Annotated in this window: 19 protein-coding genes; 8 read left to right on the top strand and 11 right to left on the bottom strand. The window is 57.3% G+C overall.

Annotated elements, in window-relative coordinates:
- Positions 1-181: 181 nt before the first annotated feature.
- Positions 182-3,295 (top strand): multidrug efflux RND transporter permease AcrD, encoded by a 3,114-nt coding sequence (gene acrD, locus JLG71_RS07295; protein WP_004853071.1) that lies wholly within the window; start codon positions 182-184, stop codon positions 3,293-3,295.
- A 137-nt stretch (positions 3,296-3,432) separates the two neighbouring features.
- On the opposite strand, the gene ypfM is transcribed toward acrD, so the two are convergent.
- Positions 3,433-3,492, bottom strand: coding sequence for a protein YpfM (ypfM, locus tag JLG71_RS07290; RefSeq protein WP_100181659.1), 60 nt, complete (start codon positions 3,490-3,492; stop codon positions 3,433-3,435).
- A gap of 386 nt (positions 3,493-3,878) precedes the next feature.
- On the opposite strand from ypfM, the gene JLG71_RS07285 reads away from it, so the two are divergent.
- From JLG71_RS07285 to JLG71_RS07275, 3 genes are read left to right on the top strand one after another with little or no spacing between them, the layout of a single operon-like run.
- Positions 3,879-4,232, top strand: a complete 354-nt coding sequence (locus JLG71_RS07285) for an ArsC family reductase (RefSeq protein ID WP_004853073.1) — start codon at positions 3,879-3,881, stop codon at positions 4,230-4,232.
- Positions 4,233-4,235: 3 nt separating this feature from the next.
- Positions 4,236-5,363: a succinyl-diaminopimelate desuccinylase gene (gene dapE, locus JLG71_RS07280; RefSeq protein ID WP_004853076.1), complete on the top strand. Its 1,128-nt coding sequence runs from the start codon at positions 4,236-4,238 to the stop codon at positions 5,361-5,363.
- A 27-nt stretch (positions 5,364-5,390) separates the two neighbouring features.
- The gene (locus JLG71_RS07275) at positions 5,391-5,594 is read left to right on the top strand and encodes a YpfN family protein (RefSeq protein ID WP_004123464.1); all 204 of its coding nucleotides are present in this window, start codon (positions 5,391-5,393) and stop codon (positions 5,592-5,594) included.
- A 250-nt stretch (positions 5,595-5,844) separates the two neighbouring features.
- Here JLG71_RS07275 and JLG71_RS07270 read toward each other — a convergent pair whose 3' ends face one another.
- From JLG71_RS07270 to dapA, 8 genes are all read right to left on the bottom strand, one after another.
- The gene (locus tag JLG71_RS07270; protein ID WP_128334640.1) at positions 5,845-6,060 is read right to left on the bottom strand and encodes a hypothetical protein; all 216 of its coding nucleotides are present in this window, start codon (positions 6,058-6,060) and stop codon (positions 5,845-5,847) included.
- 316 nt (positions 6,061-6,376) lie between these two features.
- A complete protein-coding gene (locus JLG71_RS07265; RefSeq protein ID WP_032747738.1) occupies positions 6,377-7,357 on the bottom strand; it encodes an IS110 family RNA-guided transposase in 981 nt (326 codons plus the stop codon).
- Between the two features lie 598 nt (positions 7,358-7,955).
- The gene (gene ypfH, locus JLG71_RS07260) at positions 7,956-8,654 is read right to left on the bottom strand and encodes an esterase (RefSeq protein WP_004853078.1); all 699 of its coding nucleotides are present in this window, start codon (positions 8,652-8,654) and stop codon (positions 7,956-7,958) included.
- Positions 8,655-8,731: 77 nt separating this feature from the next.
- Entirely contained in the window at positions 8,732-10,738 is a 2,007-nt protein-coding gene (locus tag JLG71_RS07255; RefSeq protein ID WP_200914033.1) for a tRNA(Met) cytidine acetyltransferase TmcA, read from the bottom strand.
- A gap of 12 nt (positions 10,739-10,750) precedes the next feature.
- The gene (gene ypfJ / locus JLG71_RS07250) at positions 10,751-11,617 is read right to left on the bottom strand and encodes a KPN_02809 family neutral zinc metallopeptidase (protein ID WP_200914032.1); all 867 of its coding nucleotides are present in this window, start codon (positions 11,615-11,617) and stop codon (positions 10,751-10,753) included.
- Between the two features lie 120 nt (positions 11,618-11,737).
- Complete coding sequence (purC, locus tag JLG71_RS07245) at positions 11,738-12,451, bottom strand: phosphoribosylaminoimidazolesuccinocarboxamide synthase (protein ID WP_004104417.1); 714 nt, start codon at positions 12,449-12,451, stop codon at positions 11,738-11,740.
- A 108-nt stretch (positions 12,452-12,559) separates the two neighbouring features.
- The gene (gene bamC, locus JLG71_RS07240) at positions 12,560-13,594 is read right to left on the bottom strand and encodes an outer membrane protein assembly factor BamC (protein ID WP_004853085.1); all 1,035 of its coding nucleotides are present in this window, start codon (positions 13,592-13,594) and stop codon (positions 12,560-12,562) included.
- A gap of 16 nt (positions 13,595-13,610) precedes the next feature.
- Positions 13,611-14,489 carry a 4-hydroxy-tetrahydrodipicolinate synthase gene (dapA, locus tag JLG71_RS07235; protein ID WP_004853086.1) on the bottom strand — a complete coding sequence of 293 codons (879 nt, stop codon included), beginning with the start codon at positions 14,487-14,489 and terminating at the stop codon, positions 13,611-13,613.
- 153 nt (positions 14,490-14,642) lie between these two features.
- Between dapA and JLG71_RS07230 the strand changes: the two genes are divergently transcribed.
- Together JLG71_RS07230 and bcp are read left to right on the top strand one after the other, a co-directional pair.
- Entirely contained in the window at positions 14,643-15,212 is a 570-nt protein-coding gene (locus tag JLG71_RS07230) for a glycine cleavage system transcriptional repressor (RefSeq protein ID WP_004123480.1), read from the top strand.
- Positions 15,213-15,215: 3 nt separating this feature from the next.
- Complete coding sequence (gene bcp, locus JLG71_RS07225) at positions 15,216-15,686, top strand: thioredoxin-dependent thiol peroxidase (protein ID WP_004104423.1); 471 nt, start codon at positions 15,216-15,218, stop codon at positions 15,684-15,686.
- A 78-nt stretch (positions 15,687-15,764) separates the two neighbouring features.
- Here the strand turns inward: bcp and JLG71_RS07220 are convergent, their stop codons facing one another.
- Positions 15,765-16,832 (bottom strand): AI-2E family transporter, encoded by a 1,068-nt coding sequence (locus JLG71_RS07220; RefSeq protein ID WP_102803369.1) that lies wholly within the window; start codon positions 16,830-16,832, stop codon positions 15,765-15,767.
- Between the two features lie 229 nt (positions 16,833-17,061).
- Between JLG71_RS07220 and bepA the strand changes: the two genes are divergently transcribed.
- Both bepA and arsC read left to right on the top strand, forming a co-directional pair.
- Positions 17,062-18,525: a beta-barrel assembly-enhancing protease gene (gene bepA, locus JLG71_RS07215; RefSeq protein WP_004853093.1), complete on the top strand. Its 1,464-nt coding sequence runs from the start codon at positions 17,062-17,064 to the stop codon at positions 18,523-18,525.
- Between the two features lie 9 nt (positions 18,526-18,534).
- Positions 18,535-18,894, top strand: coding sequence for an arsenate reductase (glutaredoxin) (gene arsC, locus JLG71_RS07210; protein WP_004853095.1), 360 nt, complete (start codon positions 18,535-18,537; stop codon positions 18,892-18,894).
- Between the two features lie 26 nt (positions 18,895-18,920).
- On the opposite strand, the gene JLG71_RS07205 is transcribed toward arsC, so the two are convergent.
- A complete protein-coding gene (locus tag JLG71_RS07205; protein WP_211800913.1) occupies positions 18,921-19,622 on the bottom strand; it encodes a DnaA inactivator Hda in 702 nt (233 codons plus the stop codon).
- Positions 19,623-19,670: the final 48 nt, after the last annotated feature.

Here is a 19,670-nt window from a genome sequence, read left to right as displayed (position 1 = left end):
GCGGCGCGCCGAAAAGAAGGAGCAGATAGAGGAAGAAAGAGAGTTCTTTACGCTGCCATAAAAGGCACACGATAAATTACACTATCTCCTTATTTTCTCCACGATTGCCTGAGGGCTTGCCGCTAGAGTGTCACAGGCTGTGCAATAACAAAAAAATGTGCAAAATGAGGTCCTAATTCTGATGGCGAATTTTTTTATCGATCGCCCCATTTTTGCGTGGGTACTGGCAATACTTTTATGCCTGACCGGTACGCTCGCAATTTTGTCGCTTCCCGTTGAGCAATATCCCGACCTTGCCCCGCCTAACGTACGGATCACAGCGAACTATCCGGGCGCTTCGGCACAGACGCTGGAAAATACGGTCACCCAGGTTATCGAGCAAAATATGACCGGCCTCGATAACCTGATGTATATGTCATCCCAGAGCAGCGGCACCGGCCAGGCCACCGTGACGCTGAGCTTTACCGCCGGGACCGATCCGGATGAAGCGGTCCAGCAGGTGCAGAACCAGCTACAGTCGGCGATGCGTAAACTGCCGCAGGCCGTCCAGAACCAGGGCGTAACGGTGCGTAAAACCGGGGATACCAATATCCTGACGATCGCCTTCGTCTCTACCGACGGCAGTATGGATAAACAGGATATCGCCGACTACGTCGCCAGTAATATTCAGGACCCGCTCAGCCGGGTCAACGGCGTCGGAGATATTGACGCCTATGGTTCGCAGTATTCGATGCGCATCTGGCTCGATCCGGCCAAACTCAACAGCTTTCAGATGACGGCGAAAGACGTCACTGATGCCATCTCTTCGCAGAACGCGCAGATCGCCGTCGGCCAGCTGGGCGGCACGCCGTCGGTGGATAAACAGGCGCTCAACGCGACGATTAATTCACAATCGCTGTTACAAACGCCGGAACAGTTCCGTGATATTACCCTGCGGGTTAATCAGGACGGTTCGGAAGTTACCCTTGGCGACGTCGCCACCGTCGAGATGGGGGCGGAAAAATACGATTACCTCAGCCGCTACAACCGCCAGGCGGCGTCCGGGCTGGGGGTTAAGCTGGCCTCTGGCGCAAACGAAATGGCGACCGCTGAACGCGTCATCAGCCGTCTGAACGAGCTGTCGCAATATTTCCCGCACGGCCTGGAATATAAAGTCGCTTACGAAACCACCTCATTCGTTAAGGCGTCGATTACCGACGTTGTGAAAACGCTGCTTGAAGCCATCGCGCTGGTCTTTCTCGTGATGTATCTGTTCCTGCAGAACTTCCGCGCCACGCTGATCCCGACCATCGCCGTTCCGGTGGTGCTGATGGGAACCTTTGCCGTCCTTTACGCCTGCGGCTACAGCATCAACACCTTAACCATGTTCGCGGTGGTGCTGGCGATAGGCCTGCTGGTGGACGATGCCATCGTGGTGGTAGAGAACGTCGAGCGTATCATGAGCGAGGAGGGCCTCTCGCCGCGTGAAGCGACGCGAAAATCAATGGGGCAGATTCAGGGCGCGCTGGTCGGTATCGCCATGGTGCTATCGGCGGTATTTGTGCCGATGGCCTTCTTTGGCGGCACCACCGGCGCGATCTACCGCCAGTTCTCGATTACCATCGTCTCGGCGATGGTGCTGTCGGTGCTGGTGGCGATGATCCTCACCCCGGCGCTGTGCGCCACATTGCTTAAACCCGTTCATAAAGGCGAAACCCACGGGCAGCGGGGCTTTTTTGGCTGGTTTAACCGCACGTTTAACCGTAACGCCAGCCGCTACGAAACCGCGGTCGGCAAAATTCTTCATCGTTCGCTGCGCTGGATAATGATCTACGTCCTGCTGCTGGGCGGGATGGTCTTTCTGTTTCTGCATCTGCCCACGTCATTCCTGCCGCTGGAAGACCGCGGCATGTTTACCACTTCGGTGCAGTTGCCGAGCGGCTCAACCCAACAGCAAACCCTGAAGGTGGTGCAGCAGGCGGAAGACTACTTCCTGAACAATGAGAAGCAAAACGTTGAATCGGTGTTCGCGACCATCGGCTCCGGCCCCGGCGGCAACGGCCAGAACGTGGCGCGTATGTTCGTACGCCTGAAGGACTGGGACGAACGCGATCCCACAACCGGTTCATCTTTTGCCATCATCGAACGCGCAACCAAAGCGTTTAACAAAATTAAAGAAGCGCGCGTCTTTGCCAGCAGTCCGCCGGCCATCAGCGGTCTGGGCAGCTCCGCCGGTTTCGATATGGAGCTGGAGGATCACGCGGGCAACGGACACGAAGCGCTGATGGCCGCCCGCGATACCCTGCTGGAGCTGGCCGGCAAAAATAACCAGCTCACCCGCGTCCGCCACAACGGCCTCGACGATAGTCCGCAGCTTCAGGTGGACATCGATCAGCGTAAAGCGCAGGCGCTGGGCGTCTCTATCGACGATATCAACGACACCCTGCAGACCGCGTGGGGGTCAAGCTACGTCAACGACTTTATGGATCGCGGCCGCGTGAAGAAGGTCTACGTTCAGGCGGCCGCGCCGTATCGCATGCTGCCGGACGATATCAACCTGTGGTACGTGCGCAACAGCAGCGGTACGATGGTGCCCTTCTCCGCCTTCGCGACCTCGCGCTGGGAGACCGGCTCGCCGCGTCTGGAGCGCTACAACGGCTACTCGGCGGTAGAGATCGTCGGTGAAGCCGCGCCGGGCGTCAGTACCGGTACCGCCATGACGATTATGGAAGAGCTGGCCCAGCAGTTGCCGAACGGCTTTGGTCTCGAATGGACGGCGATGTCTTATCAGGAGCGGCTCTCCGGGGCGCAGGCGCCGGCGCTGTACGCCATTTCGCTGCTGGTGGTGTTCCTGTGCCTGGCGGCGCTGTATGAAAGCTGGTCGGTGCCGTTCTCGGTGATGCTGGTGGTGCCGCTGGGGGTTATCGGCGCGCTGCTGGCGACCTGGATGCGCGGACTGGAAAACGATGTCTATTTCCAGGTGGGCCTGCTGACGGTTATCGGCCTGTCGGCGAAGAACGCCATTCTTATTGTCGAATTTGCCAATGAGCTGAATCAGAAAGGCGAAGATCTGCTTACCGCCACGCTCTCCGCCTGCCGCCAGCGTCTGCGGCCGATCCTGATGACCTCACTGGCGTTTATCTTCGGCGTACTGCCGATGGCCACCAGCACCGGGGCGGGCTCCGGCAGCCAGCATGCCGTCGGCACCGGGGTGATGGGCGGGATGATTTCCGCCACGGTGCTGGCTATCTTCTTCGTGCCGCTGTTCTTTGTGCTGGTACGCCGCCGCTTCCCGCTCAAGGAACGGCCGCAATAATCGGGACGCGCCCTGACGATATTTTCGCCAGGGCCAAATAACAGAAAAGGCGACCGGACAGGTCGCCTTTTTCATGTGGTCGCTTCAACTGCATTATTATTCTGCCTGTGAAATCGCCATGCTTTTATTGCGGAAAACTATTTACGAAGCATGCCTTCGATAAAGTCTTTCCAGTTCCCCAGTTCGTGTTCAATCATAATAGCCTCTCTTATTATTATGGGTGATTTTATGCAAATTCATTGATGGTTAAAAGCCTGTTTGCGCTATCGTACTGATAACTTTCATTACCCCCTGCGGAACGTTCTCTTTCATTCGTAAGTACTATGAGCCGATTTTGCGCATTTTAATGTGACCAACAGCAACATTTAGCAACATTTGTTCATCAGCCTGAATCACCGGAATCCGCCTCGAGGCCAGGAAACGCCGTCAGGGGGCGTTCAAAAAACAGCCAAAATGTAACAATGAATATATCCCGACGGGAAAAAACGATATTTATTAAAGCATTTCACGTATTATTTATTCAGGGCTTATATATTCGGAACATTCTTAGCCAATCGTTTAATTCAACGGAAAAGGTTTAATCATGCTTACCATGTACGGGATAAAAAACTGCGACACCATAAAAAAGGCTCGCCGCTGGCTGGAGACGCAGCAGATAGAATATCGCTTTCATGATTATCGTGTCGATGGTCTGGATCGCACTTTATTAGATACCTTTATCGCTGAACTCGGCTGGGAAGCCCTGCTTAACACCCGGGGGACGACGTGGCGCAAGCTGGATGAAACGGTCCGCGCCGGTATCAATAACGCCGACGCTGCGGCAAAACTGATGCTGGAAATGCCGGCAATCATTAAACGCCCATTGCTCTGCGCGCCCGGTCAGCCTATGCTGCTGGGTTTCAGTGAATCAAGTTATCAGCAGTTTAACGAGGTGTAGTCTATGTCTTGCCCGGTCATTGAGCTGGCTCAGCAGCTTATTCGCCGCCCTTCCCTCAGCCCCGATGATGCGGGATGCCAGGCGTTAATGATTGAACGCCTGCGTGCGATTGGCTTTACCGTTGAACCGATGGATTTCGGGGATACCCAAAACTTCTGGGCCTGGCGCGGGCGCGGGGAAACGCTGGCGTTTGCCGGCCATACCGATGTCGTCCCGTCGGGGGACGCCGATCGCTGGATTAACCCCCCCTTTGAACCCACCATTCGCGACGGCATGCTGTTTGGCCGCGGCGCCGCGGATATGAAAGGCTCGCTCGCGGCAATGGTCGTCGCCGCCGAACGTTTTGTCGCTCAGTATCCAAATCATAAAGGTCGTCTGGCCTTCCTGATCACTTCTGATGAAGAAGCCAGCGCGAAAAACGGCACCGTTAAGGTTGTTGAAGCACTGATGGCGCGCAACGAGCGCCTGGATTATTGCCTGGTCGGCGAACCCTCCAGCACCGAAGTCGTCGGCGATGTGGTGAAAAACGGCCGTCGCGGCTCTCTGACCTGCAACCTGACCATTCACGGCGTACAGGGGCACGTGGCCTACCCGCATCTCGCCGATAACCCGGTGCACCGCGCCGCGCCGATGCTGGCGGAGCTGGTGAATATCGAATGGGATAAGGGCAACGAGTTCTTTCCGCCGACCAGTATGCAAATCGCTAACGTGCAGTCCGGCACCGGCAGCAACAACGTAATTCCCGGCGATATGTTCGTCCAGTTCAACTTCCGCTTTAGCACCGAGCTGACCGACGAAATGATTAAAGCGCGCGTCGTGGCGCTGCTGGAGAAGTACGCGCTGCGCTACAGCGTCGACTGGTGGCTCTCAGGCCAGCCGTTCCTGACCAGCCGCGGTAAGCTGGTTGATGCGGTGGTTAACGCCATTGAGCACTATAATGAAATAAAACCGCAGCTGCTGACCAACGGCGGCACCTCCGACGGGCGCTTTATCGCGCGTATGGGCGCGCAGGTGGTTGAACTGGGGCCGGTGAACGCCACCATTCATAAAATAAACGAGTGTGTGAATGCCGCCGACCTCCAGCTGCTGGCGCGGATGTACCAACGCATCATGGAACAGCTGGTCGCCTGACGGCATCAATAGAGAAGAGGTAAGCGCATGGATTGGCTAACGAAATACTGGTGGGTTCTGGTGTTGGTATTTTTGGTGGGCGTGATGATCAACGTGATTAAAGATCTGACCCGCGTTGACCACAAAAAATTTCTCAACAATAAACCGGATCTGCCCCCGCATCGCGACTTCAACGACAAGTGGGACGACGATGACGACTGGCCGAAGAACGACCCGTCGAAGAAGAAGTAACATCTTACTGCGGATTGCCATAAAGCAATCGCCCGGCGAGTTCGACGCGGGTCAAGTAGCCCGGACTGATGCGCAGCATCGCCTCCGGGAAAATATCCTACTCTGCGCTCTTTTCCCGGGGGCGGCGCTTAACGCGCCTTGCCCGGGCTACGGGTTTACAGCTCGTCTGCAGGTCCGGTAGCCCGAACAGATACGCAGCATCGCCTCCGGAAGATTACCCCACTCTGCGCTCTTTTCCCGGGGGCGGCGCTTAACGCGCCTTGCCCGGGCTACGGGTTTCCAGCTCGTTGCAGGTCCGGTAGCCCGAACAGATGCGCAGCATCGCCTCCGGGAAATTATCCCACTCTGCGCTCTTTTCCCGGGGGCGGCGCTTAACGCGCCTTGCCCGGGCTACGGGTTTACAGCTCGTCTGCAGGTCCGGTAGCCCGGACAGATGCGCAGCATCGCCTCCGGAAAAATATCCCACTCTGCGCTCTTTTCCCGGGGGCGGCGCTTAACGCGCCTTGCCCGGGCTACGGGTTTCCAGCTCGTTGCAGGTCCGGTAGCCCGAACAGATGCGCAGCATCGCCTCCGGGAAATTATCCCACTCTGCGCTCTTTTCCCGGGGGCGGCGCTTAACGCGCCTTGCCCGGGCTACGGGTTTACAGCTCGTCTGCAGGTCCGGTAGATACTGTGAACGCCTGCAACCATTTTTAGTTGCCGATACTTTCTCCGGCTCCCGGATGACAGGCACACCAAAGACAGCACTCTCTGGTGCTGTCGTTTTTTCTCAGGGAACGTTGTTACGCTATCAACAGCTCATGCTGTGACGCATCGAACGCCTTTCCTGACTTCAGTACTCCATAAGCCACCTGCGCCAGCTTTCGCATCATCGCCCCTATGATGACTTTTGCCCGCTTTCCGCTCTCTTCCAGCCTTTTCCTGAACGCTTTTCCCCACGCCGTATGGTACAGCGCCGATAACGCTGGCATGTATAACGCCTTGCGCAGTTGAACCGGCCCCGCTTTGCTCATCCGGCTCGCCCGCATCACGCTGCTTCCCGACTCATGCTGCACCGGCGTCAGTCCTGCATACGCCGCGAACTGCCGCGCTGTACCGAACTTCAGCCTCAGGCCCGTATACGCCAGCAGAACAGCCGCTGTTTTCTCCCCGATGCCCGGGATACTGTTCAGCAGCTTCCGCCGTCGTTTCATATCCGGGTCGTTATCCGTCAGGTCTTTTATCTGTTTTTCGATACGTGCCAGCTCCGCGCTCAGACATCCCAGCAGGATATCAATGCTGGCCAGCTGAACCTCCGGCGCGGTTTCTCGCCGGTTTTTCTCCTGCGTCTGCATCTCTGTCAGCGCCTGATGCCTTAACACCAGGGCTTTCAGTGCCCGCTCTGTCGGATGAGGGGCCTCCCAGGCTGACGGGCGTTTTTCCCGGCAGAAGTGAGCCAGCATACGGGCGTCCACTTTGTCAGTTTTACTGCGCAACCCCTCACTCTGTGCGAAAGCTTTACTGAGGGCGGGGTTGATGATGGACACGGTATACCCGGCATCACTCAGATGCGCGGCCGCGTCTTCCATGTAGGTGCTGGTGGACTCCATGCAGACATGGGCACGGTTCACGTCATGGCCGCGAAGCCAGCGGACCAGCGCTTCGTGTCCGGAGAGGGTATTGTCAAATTTTTTACAACGATGCCGGCCATCAGGGCGAAGAATATCGACATCCAGTTTAGCTTTGGCGACATCAATACCGATGAAGTGGAGTTCGTTTTCCATAGTGAAACCAACCTTGCAAATACGGGTTACCGGTGAAAGCCGGTCCATGATACTGTCCGGTTTATCACATGAGAAAGAACGGCGGTCCGGTGCAAAGGATCTACGGAACAGGCGCGAAAGCCTAAGCCCGGACACGGCATCCGGACCGCCATCAGAGAGAACTGGCCGGTTCTTTCTGACGGAGTAATCATACAAGCCCGGACAGGTGCGCAGCATCGCCTCCGGAAAAATATCCCACTCTGCGCTCTTTTCCCGGGGGCGGCGCTTAACGCGCCTTGCCCGGGCTACGGGTTTCCAGCTCGTTGCAGGTCCGGTAGCCCGAACAGATGCGCAGCATCGCCTCCGGGAAATTATCCCACTCTGCGCTCTTTTCCCGGGGGCGGCGCTTAACGCGCCTTGCCCGGGCTCCGGGTTCCCCCCCCGTCTGCGGGCCGGTAGCCCGGACAGATGCGCAGCATCGCCTCCGGAAGATTACCCCACTCTGCGCTCTTTTCCCGGGGGCGGCGCTTAACGCGCCTTGCCCGGGCTACGGGTTTACAGCTCGTCTGCAGGTCCGGTAGCCCGGACAGGCGCATCGCGCCGCCTCCGGGTTTATTATTCACAGCAGTTCAATAATATCGCTGTCTTTCGGCGTGCTGCCGCTGAGGGCTTCATCGAAATAATGCTTCGGTACGGTAAAGCGCAGATGATCGAGGGCAAACTGCATACTGCGATCGTCAATCGCGTGCCCCAGATCTTCAACAATATCCAGCGTCACGTCACCGCCGGCCTGCTGCAGCGCCTCCTGCCCCGCTACCGCCCACGCCAGATCGATCACCCGATCTTCACCGCCGTGGATCAGGTGAACAGTGGTCGCGGTCGTCGCGGTCTCCGGCAGCGTCGCATAACGGCCGTTAAAGGCGATCACCCGCGATGCCAGACCCGGCTCGGCTTTAATGCTCTCCAGCGACATAATCGCCCCCTGTGAGAAGCCGATCAGCGCCGTCGCCTGCGGGCTGACGCCGCTCTGCTGTTGCCAGTAGCGCACCGTTTCAATAAAGGTCGGCATGATGGCATCCACCCGCTGCTGGCGATTTTCTTCGCTAACGCCCTGCACGGAAAACCACTGGCGTCCCGGAGGCGGACCGCACGGCTCAGCGCCGCCGATACTGACAATCAGCGCATCGGGAAACAGCGGCGCAAACCAGCTACCGATTTGCCCCATGGCCACCGGGTTATCGCCGACGCCATGAAACAGCAGCAGCAGTTGCTGTGCAGGTGTCGCGGGGCTTTGAACAATAAAATGATCGTGTTTCATGGCTGTCTCCTTAATGTCTGCAAGGAAGTTTACGCCGCATGCGAAATATGACCATGCCATTTAACTGAAGGAGTTAGTTAAAAAAATTGCAGCATTTGAACCTGCCGGCGCAGGTCGTTGGCGCGGTTTCCATCCAGGCTGAGCAGCGCCTGCGCCGCCTCTTCGCGCAGCCTGGCCAGCAGCGCTTTCCGTCCGGATAAGCCTAACGTCCGGCAAAGCGCGGCCTCATCCTGCTGCTGCAGGCGGGCCCGCAGCGCCGGAAGCGGCAGCTCCACCAATATAAGCAGGCGATTGAGGCTACCCGCCGAGGTCAGCAGCGGACGATGGGCAAAAGCAAAACCCGCCACCTCCAGCCAGTCTTCTTCAGTAAGAATAGTCGCTTTCAGCGCCGTCAGCGGCACAGGTTCATCTCGCCACTCGCGCAGCCAGAATTCGTCGCGCTGCAGCCGTTGGGCTTCTTCGCTTGCCAGGCGATGGCCCGCTTCGCTGAGAGGATAGAGCGCCATCGCGGTGTAACAGCCGCTGCTGGCTTCCCGATGCGTGCCCAGCCGCACCAGCGTAAAACCGCAGCGTTGCCAGAAACGCCACAGCTCAGGCGTGTAGCCAAAACTCACCGAGAGATAATCCCGGTCCGCAGCCTGCGACGCCGCCCGGGCCACCAGCCGCTGCCCCAGCCCTTCGCGCTGGCGAGCCGGATGCACGGCAATACGGCTGATGCGCAGCCCCGCCAACGTAGCCGCCAGTGGGCTACCGCCGTGTGCCGCCAGCGACTGCGCCACCAGATTGCCGCGCGGACGACGATAGCCGGCCCACACCGCCTGGCTAAGCGGCGGCTCAAGACCACCCTCCTCCACCAGCCATAGCGCTCCGGCGATGCGCTCCCCGCCGCGGGCGCAGGTAAAATGCTGCCCCGGCGCATCCATCATGCGCCGGAGGTCCAGCGGCGACGTGCGATAGTGGGCCCCGGAGAGCAGCTGATACATCGCTTCCGGTAACGCAGACTGTCGCCGCCAGCTCTCCTGGTTGACGCTTTCCAGCGCGATATCGCCGCCTGGCGCGTGCTGAAAGGTCTCGTCGTTGAACAGCAGCAGCCGCGCAATCGCTGCCTCCAGCGGGCAGCCGCTTGCCCAACGGATGGGCGTCGTCAGGCTAAACTGCCGTAAGTGCGCAAAACTGGCGCAAAACTTAAGCAAAAAGCCGCGTCCTGTCCCCTCGTACCCCTGAACGGTAGTGGTCAACAGCGTCCTCGGGAAGCGGGAGACCAGCTGGCGCAGCAGCGGCCCGGGGATGGCCGCGGCCTCATCGACAATCAGCCATCCGGCAGTGTAGCCGGAAGCCAGCAATGCGTCGGGGGCCATAAAGCGGAAAGCCTCCCCGGCGAATGTCGCCATCACCTCCGCTGCTCCCCGCGCCGGTGCCGTGACGATGGCATCTCCCCCCAGATGGCGAATAAGCATTCCCGCGAGCGCGGACTTGCCTCGCCCGCGCTCGGCGGTTAGCGCCGCAATACCGGGAGGGAACCGGGCCAGTTCGGCAAGCACGGCAGCCTGCTCCGCCTGCGGATGTCCGTCGGCGGGATGCCATGGCGGGCGCACGGGTAACGCGGGCACCGCAAGTTCATTGCCCTGCCGCCAGAGAATGGACGCGTTATCCGCACTAATCTTAATCTGTTGACAAAAACGATAAACAAAATTCGGCGTGGGGATGGGATCGGGAGCGTCGCTCCAGCGCAGAGAATCCGCATCAGGACGGGCCGGCCATTGCGCAAAGTCGGGGGTGAGCAATACCAGCCAGCTTCCGGCGCGCAGCGTACCGGCTAATGCGGCAAAGGCCGCCACATCAAAACCCTCGCGGGCATCGAAAAAGGCGTGCTGGAATTCGCGGCCCAGCAGCGATTTCAGGGCAGCAGACGAGACGTACGGCTCGGGCATCGGACGCGGGCCGACCCACAGCCCGTCGCCGGCCAGCGCGGTACGTACTCTTTGCGCCTGATGCAGGGTCCAGGCATCGTCGCCGCTGAGAACCAGCAGACGACGAACGCCTTCGCGCGCCATCTGCGCCGTCAGGTGACGCAGTTCATCCATGACAACAGAGCATTACAGCGCGTTGCCGAAGGTGTTGCACTGCGCCGGGTCGCCGCTATCGAAACCGCGTTTAAACCAGGTATAGCGCTGCTGCGACGTTCCGTGGGTAAAGCTGTCCGGCACGACGCGCCCCTGGCTCTGCTGCTGCAGGCGATCGTCGCCAATCGCCTCTGCGGCATTCAGCGCTTCCTGCAGATCGCCGGTCTCCATGTAGTCTTGCTTCTGCATGTTGTAGCCCCAGACGCCGGCAAAGCAGTCCGCCTGTAGCTCCATTCTTACCGACAGACGGTTCGCTTCCGCCTGCGAAGCGTTTTGCTGCAGCTGGCGCACTTTCGATTCAATACCCAACAGCTTTTGTACGTGATGGCCAACCTCGTGGGCGATAACGTAACCCTGCGCGAAATCGCCGCCGGCGCCAAGCTTGTTTCTCATCTCATCGTAGAATGACAGGTCGATATACACCGTGCTGTCCGCAGGGCAGTAAAAAGGCCCCATGACCGATTGACCGGTGCCGCAGGCGGTCCGCGTCGCGCCGCGGTACATCACCAGTTTGGGCTGCGGATACTGACGGCCCATATCTTTAAAAATAGCGCCCCAGGTATCTTCCGTGTCCGCCAGAATCACCTTCGTGAATTTCGCGGCCTCTTCATCCTGCGGGCTAATGGAGCGTTGGGTGGTTTGCTGTTGAGATACCGGCTCGCCGGTCAGCATGCCGGTTAAATCCACGCCGTAATAGCCCGCCACCAGAACAATAATCAGCAGTACAATGCCGCCTTTACCGCTGGGGAGACGAAAACCGCCTCCGCCGCCCATCGGTGAACCAGATTGACCACGACGATCTTCCACATTGTCGCTCTCGCGACGTCCTTGCCAGCGCATAAGCACCTCAATTCATCATATTAACCAATGAATAAGATCGTAGGCGGTTCAGCGGAGGATTACCACAGGAAACAGCAAGAAGAGCGCCAGAAGAAGAAAACTTCTTCTGGCGTCGGGGGATTAGTCGAGCTTCACGCCCAGGCGATGAGCGACTTCTTCGTAGGCTTCAATCAGGCCGCCAAGGCTCTGGCGGAAGCGGTCTTTGTCCATTTTATCCATGGTTTTTTTATCCCACAGACGGCTGCCGTCCGGAGAAAATTCATCCCCCAGCACCACTTCGCCTTTGAACAGACCGAACTCCAGCTTGAAGTCCACCAGGATCAGGCCCGCATCGTCAAACAGCTTTTTCAGCACATCGTTAGCTTTGTAGGTCAGCTCCTGCATACGCGCCAGGTTCTCTTTGCTCACCCAGCCAAAGGTTTCACAGTAGGATTCGTTGACCATCGGGTCGTGCATGGCGTCGTTCTTCAGGAACAGGTCGAACAGCGGCGGGTTGAGCTCGATGCCCTCTTCAATCCCTAAGCGTTTCACCAGCGAACCGGCAGCGCGGTTGCGCACCACGCACTCCACCGGCACCATATCCAGCTTTTTAACCAGACACTCGGTATCGGACAACAGCGCTTCCATCTGGGTCGGGATACCCGCTTCCGCCAGCTTGCTCATAATGAAATGGTTGAACTTGTTGTTCACCATGCCTTTACGATCGAACTGCTCAATGCGAGCGCCGTCCCCTGCTGACGTATCGTTACGGAATTCGAGTATCAACAGATCCGGGTTTTCGGTGCTGTATACCGTCTTCGCTTTACCACGATACAACTCAGCTTGCTTTTGCATCTTTGTCACTCCAGTGATGATTAACGATAAAAATTTGTGCTTTTCTGCTGACGCACACGTTTGCGTCACTATACATTAAAAAGGGCCGGATTGCTCCAGCCCTGTTAATTACTTACTTAATGCGGCCTGGAATACGGCAACCAGGGCATCATTTTGCGACTGCGTCAGCGTATGGCCTTTCGGGTCGATGAACTGCAGACTGCTGCGGTTATCGAGGTCCCCGACCTGCAGTTTATAATCGCCGGAAACCAGCTGCGGGTCGCGGGCGCCCAGATCGGTCCAGCCGCTGTCGGAAAGCGGTTTGTAGGTGACGGAGAAGCTGCCCTGAGAACGAGAGCTATCGGTGACCTTCATGCCCACTTTTTCCAGCGCGCCCGGCAGGCGTTGCCACACCAGGTTAAACGGCGCGCGAACGATCAGCATCGGCAGGCCGGTATCATCAGCGCCGCTCTGCACGTCGAAGGTCGCCCCGGCGTTTTTCTGCGCGGCGTTCTGCGCGCTGGTGGCGTTCAGATCCAGACCTTCGGAGATGACGTTCAGCATGGCGGTACTGTAGCGCTGCAGCGAAGCCGGATCGGCAACAGGTTTACCCGCCTGCTCCAGATTCACCAGCTTCACGATCACCGCCTGCTGATAGCCCTGCTGCTTAACTGAGATTTGATAGCGACCACGATACTGCTGGTCTTCATCGAGGCGATTCCATTCGACCCAGTCGGTATTCAGCGTCTGGCTGGCATCGTCGCGTTTCGCGATAGTGTAGTTTTTTGACTGCACGATGCTTGCCACCTGCGCCCACAGCGAACCGCTGCGTCCGTTTTCCACCATCAGCGTCGCGGTATCACCGTTAAACTGCGTACGCGCGCCGCTGACCAGCGCCAGTGGCTGGGCCGGCGGACGAATGTCCAGGGCTTTGCCAGTGTTACCGGTGCTGGTCGCAACCGGAATATTATAATCACCCACCTGAATCGGCAGGATCATCCCTGCTGGCGCGTGAAGTTCACTAAGCGGCGTAGCCTGCAAATAGGCCTCGTCGCCGCTCACCTGACGCTTGTAGCGCGAGTCAGAACTACAGGCCGCGAGGAGTAGAACCAGCGAAACACCCGCAACCTTCGCCAGGCGCGACTTCTGTACTGAGTAAGCCATCAAATCTCCCTAAACTTTACAGCAAACCGGCATGCTTCAGCGCTGCGGTCACAACCTTAATACCGTTTTCGGTAATCGGGGTCATCGGCAGGCGTAGCGTATCGGTCGCCACAAGACCCAACGCCTTACAGGCCCATTTGACCGGAATAGGGTTGGGTTCGACAAATAATTTGGTATGCAATGGCATCAGACGCTGGTTAATCGCACGAGCTTCGGCAAATTGACCTGCTAGCGCCAGTCGGCACATCTCGGCCATTTCGCGCGCCGCAACGTTTGTCGTTACGGAAATCACGCCATGACCGCCAAGCTGCATAAAGTCCATTCCGGTCGCGTCATCGCCGCTCAGCAGAATAAAGTCATCTGAAACCAGCTCTTTGATCTGATGAACGCGGCTTAAGTTCCCCGTCGCTTCCTTAATACCGATAATATTTTTAATTTCCGCCAGACGACCAACGGTTTCAGGCAGCATATCGCAACCGGTACGGGACGGCACATTATACAGGATTTGCGGCAGGTCAGTATGTTCTGCGATAGCTTTAAAGTGTTGGAACAGCCCTTCCTGGGTCGGACGGTTGTAATACGGCGTTACCGTCAGGCAGCCAACCACGCCGCTATCGTTAAATCGCTTGGTCAGGCTAATCGCCTCTGCGGTTGCATTTGCACCGGTACCGGCAATGACCGGGATACGCCCGTCGGCCAGCTCCAGCGTCTGCATCACCACATCACCATGCTCTTCATGGCTCAATGTTGCGGACTCTCCGGTAGTCCCTACCGAAACGATCGCCGAGGTTCCGCTGGCGACATGATAATCAATCAGTTTTTTCAGGCTTGACCGGCAGACGTTGCCGTTTTCATCCATTGGCGTGACAAGCGCTACAATACTTCCCGTAAACATGGGCCATCCTCAGAGCATAAGTGGGACAAGATTCTCAATGTTACGTTTGGAGTCGTAATAAAAGCAAGAGACCCGATGCCATCAGGGATGTTGTATGCCGGTTTTTTTTATGCTTTCCTAACGTTACCTCACCTTTTTAAAGGAAGAACAGGTTTGACAGCCTCATTACAACACTATCTGGTTATTACCGCGTTGGGTGCTGACCGCCCAGGCATCGTGAATACGATCACTCGTCACGTCAGCAGCTGCGGCTGTAATATTGAAGACAGTCGGCTGGCCATGCTTGGCGATGAGTTTACGTTTATCATGCTGCTTTCCGGCTCGTGGAATGCAATTAACCTGATTGAATCCACTCTGCCGCTGAAAGGCGCCGAACTGGATCTGCTTATCGTGATGAAGCGTACAACCGCGAGGCCACCTCAGGCGATGCAGAACACCGTCTGGGTTCAGGTTGAGGTGCCGGATTCGCCGCATATCATTGAGCGGTTTACGGCGCTGTGCGATACGTGGAAAATGAACATTGCCGAGCTGGTTTCCCGCACTCAGCCCGGAGCGAACGACGAGTCAGCACAGCTTTTTATTCAAATCACCGCCCACAGCCCGACTACGCAAAATGCATCAAATATCGAACAAGCGTTCAAAGCCCTATGTACAGAACTGAATGCACAAGGCAGTATTAACATTGTTAATTATTCACAGCATGATGAACAGGATGGAGTTTGAGTGATGAACCCACTGAAAGCCGGTGATATTGCACCGAAATTTAGCTTACCGGACCAGGACGGCGAGGAAGTAAATTTGACCGACTTCCAGGGACAGCGTGTTCTGGTTTATTTTTATCCGAAAGCCATGACCCCGGGCTGCACCGTACAGGCGTGCGGTTTACGCGATAATATGGACGACCTGAAAAAAGCAGGCGTTGAAGTACTGGGTATCAGTACGGATAAACCAGAAAAACTCTCCCGTTTCGCCGAAAAAGAGCTGCTGAACTTCACTCTGCTGTCTGATGAAGATCATCAGGTATGCGAGCAGTTTGGTATCTGGGGTGAAAAAACCTTTATGGGGAAAACCTACGACGGTATCCATCGTATTAGCTTCCTCATCGACGCCAACGGCAAAATCGAACATGTGTTTGATGATTTCAAAACCAGCAATCACCACGACGTGGTGCTGAACTGGCTGAAAGAAAACGCCTGACGCTAAGATAAACGCAAGACGCCGGGTCGTTCTCAACCACCCGGCGTCTTTTTTTAGGGCATTCCTTGCGGCTTCGCGCTAATGCTCGTCTTCCATTATCAGGCCATCCGGCCAGGCGTGCACCACCGCTTTGATGAGCGTCGCCAGCGGGATAGCGAAGAACACGCCCCAGAATCCCCACAGACCGCCAAAAATAACCACCGACAGAATAATCACCAGCGGATGCAGGTTAACGGCTTCCGAGAAGAGTACCGGCACCAGCAGGTTGCCATCCAGCGCCTGAATAATCAGGTACACCGCAAACAGGCTCCAGAACTCGGTTCCCGCGCCAAACTGGAACAGCGCCACGCCCACCACCGGAATGGTGACCACAAACGCGCCGATATAGGGGATTAATACCGAGAACCCTACCAGCACCGCCAGCAGCAGCGAATAGTTGAGGCCAAAAAGGATAAAGCCAATCCACGTCGCCACGCCGACGACGATCATTTCCAGCACCTTACCGCGAATATAGTTGGTAATTTGCTGGTTCATCTCTTTCCATACCTGCCCGGCCAGGCCGCGGTTGCGCGGCAGCACCCGGCGTACGGCGTTAAGCATCTGCTCTTTATCTTTCAGCAGAAAGAAAACCATCAGCGGCACCAGCACCAGATAGACCGCCAGGGTCAGCAGCCCGACCAGAGAGGCCAGCGAATATTTCACCACCGAGTCGCCGACGGTTAACATCCGGCTGCGCATATTCTCCGCCATCGCGTCGATAATGCCGGCATCCATGAGGGCCGGATAACGGCGCGGCACCGTGGCGGCGAAATCGGAAAGTTTATTCAGCATCCCGGGCATATCGCGAATCAGATAAATGCCCTGCTGCCAGGCAACCGGCATCACCACAAACGCCATCAGCAGCAGAATGCCGACGAACAGAATCAGAACGACCGAGGTGGCCCAGGTACGTGAAAACCCGATACGCTCCAGTCTGACGGTGGGCCACTCCAGCAGATAGGCCAGAACAATCGACACTAACAAAGGTGCCAGCAGACCGCTGAAGAAAAACATAATGCCGAACCCAGCCAGCAAAATGACCAGCAGCGCTATCGCCTCCGGGTCGCTGAACCGACGACGGTACCACTGCATTAACATCTGGAGCATAAAACCCTTCCCTGAAGAGCGGAGCTGTAACAATCTCAGGAATTGTATCGAAATGTCACAAAAAAGACTTCGCTTTTTATGGGTAAAACCACAAACATTACTGGCCGGATGAATATCATATTTGCAACGCCGCGAACGACGGCTAAACTCGCTGGACCTGCTTGCGGTCAGGGAACATTACGCCGCACAATCGGTCAAACTGGCACACCTACATTACAGGACAGAGGTTATGTTCAGGCAGTTGAAGAAAACGCTGGTGGCGACCGTCATAGCGTCGCTGACGCTGGGTTCAATATTACCTGCTTTTGCCGATACCGCAGACACGCTGCCGGACATGGGCACCTCTGCAGGAAGCACGCTCTCCATCGGCCAGGAAATGCAGATGGGAGATTACTACGTGCGCCAGCTGCGCGGCAGCGCGCCGTTAATCAACGATCCGCTGCTGGTGCAGTATATTAACGGTTTAGGCATGCGCCTGGTGTCGCACGCCAATTCCGTTCGCACCCCGTTCCACTTTTATCTGATTAATAACGATCAAATAAACGCCTTTGCTTTCTTCGGCGGTAACGTCGTACTGCACTCGGCCCTGTTCCGCTACTCGGATAATGAAAGCGAGCTGGCGTCGGTAATGGCGCACGAAATTTCTCACGTCACCCAGCGCCATCTCGCCCGCGCGATGGAAGACCAAAAGCGTAACGCTCCGCTGACCTGGGTCGGCGCGCTGGGCTCGATTCTGCTGGCGATGGCCAGCCCGCAGGCCGGGATGGCCGCGCTGACCGGCACCCTGGCGGGCAGCCAGCAGGGGCTGATCAGCTTTACCCGTCAAAATGAAGAAGAGGCCGACCGCATTGGCATTCAGGTCCTTCAGCGCTCCGGGTTCGACCCGCAGGCAATGCCGGCGTTTATGGGTAAGCTGCTCGACGAGTCGCGCTACTCCACCCGGCCGCCGGAAATGCTGCTGACCCACCCCTTACCGGAAAGCCGTCTCGCCGACGCCCGCAACCGTGCGAACCAGATGCGCCCGGTTGTGGTGCAGTCCTCCGCTGACTTCTACCTGGCGAAGGCCAGAACGCTGGGCATGTACACCTCCGGCGACAATAAGCTGGGCAACGACCTGCTGAGCAGCTGGGAAAAAGGCAATATTCGCGAGCAGCACGCCGCCCAGTACGGCCGCGCGCTGCTGGCCATGGGCAATAACAATTACGATCTGGCGCGCAAAACGCTGCAGCCGCTGCTGAGCGCCGAACCGCAGAACGCCTGGTACCTTGACCTGGCGACCGATATCGATCTCGGGCAAAAGAGAGCCACAGACGCGATTAATCGCCTGAAGGGCGCCCGCGAGCTGCGTACTAATCCGGTGCTGCAGCTCAACCTCGCCAACGCCCTGCTGGAAGGCGGGCAGCCGGGAGAAGCGGCGACGATCCTTAACCGCTATACCTTCAATAATAAAGATGACGTCAATGGTTGGGATTTGCTGGCGCAAGCGGAAGCTAAACTGGGAAATCGCGATCAGGAGCTGGCAGCCCGAGCGGAAGGCATGGCGCTGGTTGGCCGACTCGATCAGGCCATTACCCTGCTCAGCAGCGCCAGCTCACAGGTAAAATTAGGCAGTCTGCAGCAGGCCCGCTACGATGCGCGTATCGATCAGCTGCGTCAGCTGCAGGAACGCTTCAAACCGTACCAGAAAATGTAAGGAGACCTCATGTCCGATACGGTCAAAATCTATCACAACCCGCGCTGCTCCAAGAGTCGCGACACGCTCAGCCTGCTGAAGGCTAACGGCATCGACCCCGAAGTGGTGCTCTATCTGGAGACGCCGCCGGATGCCGCCACGCTGCGCCAGCTGCTGAAGATGCTGGGGATGGCCAGCGCGCGCGACTTAATGCGCCAGAAAGAAGATCTCTATAAATCCCTCGATCTCGCAAACCCGCAGCTTAGCGAAGATGCGCTAATCCAGGCGATGGTTGATAATCCAAAGCTGATTGAACGGCCTATCGTCGTTAGCCACGGCGAGGCCCGTATCGGTCGCCCGCCGGAGCAGGTTCTGGAAATCGTTAACTAAGTTGTTGATCCTCAGGCCGCGGCCCGCTAAAGCTTGAGGATCTCTTTCACGAAAGGAATGGTCAGCTTGCGCTGGGCGGTAATGGAAGCGCGATCGAGCTGATCGAGCGTCATAAACAGCGAACGCATTTCGCGATCCAGCCGCTTAAGCAGGAACCGACAGACGTCTTCCGGCATTTCGAAACCGCGCAGTCTGGCGCGAAGCTGAAGCGCCTGGAGCTTGTCTTCATCCGACAGCGGCTGCAGCTTGTAGATTTGCCCCCAGTCAAGACGCGAAGCCAGATCCGGCAGGCCAAGCTTGAGCTGGCGCGGCGGTCGGTCGCCGGTAATCAACAGCCGGGTTTTACCGGACTCGAGAATGCGGTTGTAGAGGTCGAAAATCGCCATTTCCCACAGTTCATCGCCCGCTACGCACTCAATATTATCGATACAAACCAGCGACAGGTGCTCCATCCCGTCCAGCACTTCAGGAACAAACCACGTCCGTTTATCCAGAGGTACGTAGCCCACCGCATCGCCGCGCTGGGAGAGCTCCGCGCAGGCCGCGTGCAGGAGATGGCTGCGCCCCGCCCCTTCGCGTGACCAGATGTAGATGTATCCGCTATGTTCCTGCCGCAGCACGTTCTGAAGGGCGGCAAGAAGAGAAGGGTTATCGCCCGGCCAGAAACTCGCGAAAGTTTCATCATCGGGAAGATACAGTGGCAAAGAGAGCTGTGCCGGTGCGTTCAGATGGACCTCAACATAGGCTTGCAGAAAAACGCGGAGAGTTTAGCACAG

It is taken from the genome of Klebsiella michiganensis (assembly GCF_015139575.1).
In the GTDB taxonomy this organism is placed as follows: domain Bacteria; phylum Pseudomonadota; class Gammaproteobacteria; order Enterobacterales; family Enterobacteriaceae; genus Klebsiella; species Klebsiella michiganensis.
Note: the sequence above shows the minus strand (reverse complement) of the source record. Positions and strands in the feature narration are given on the sequence as shown.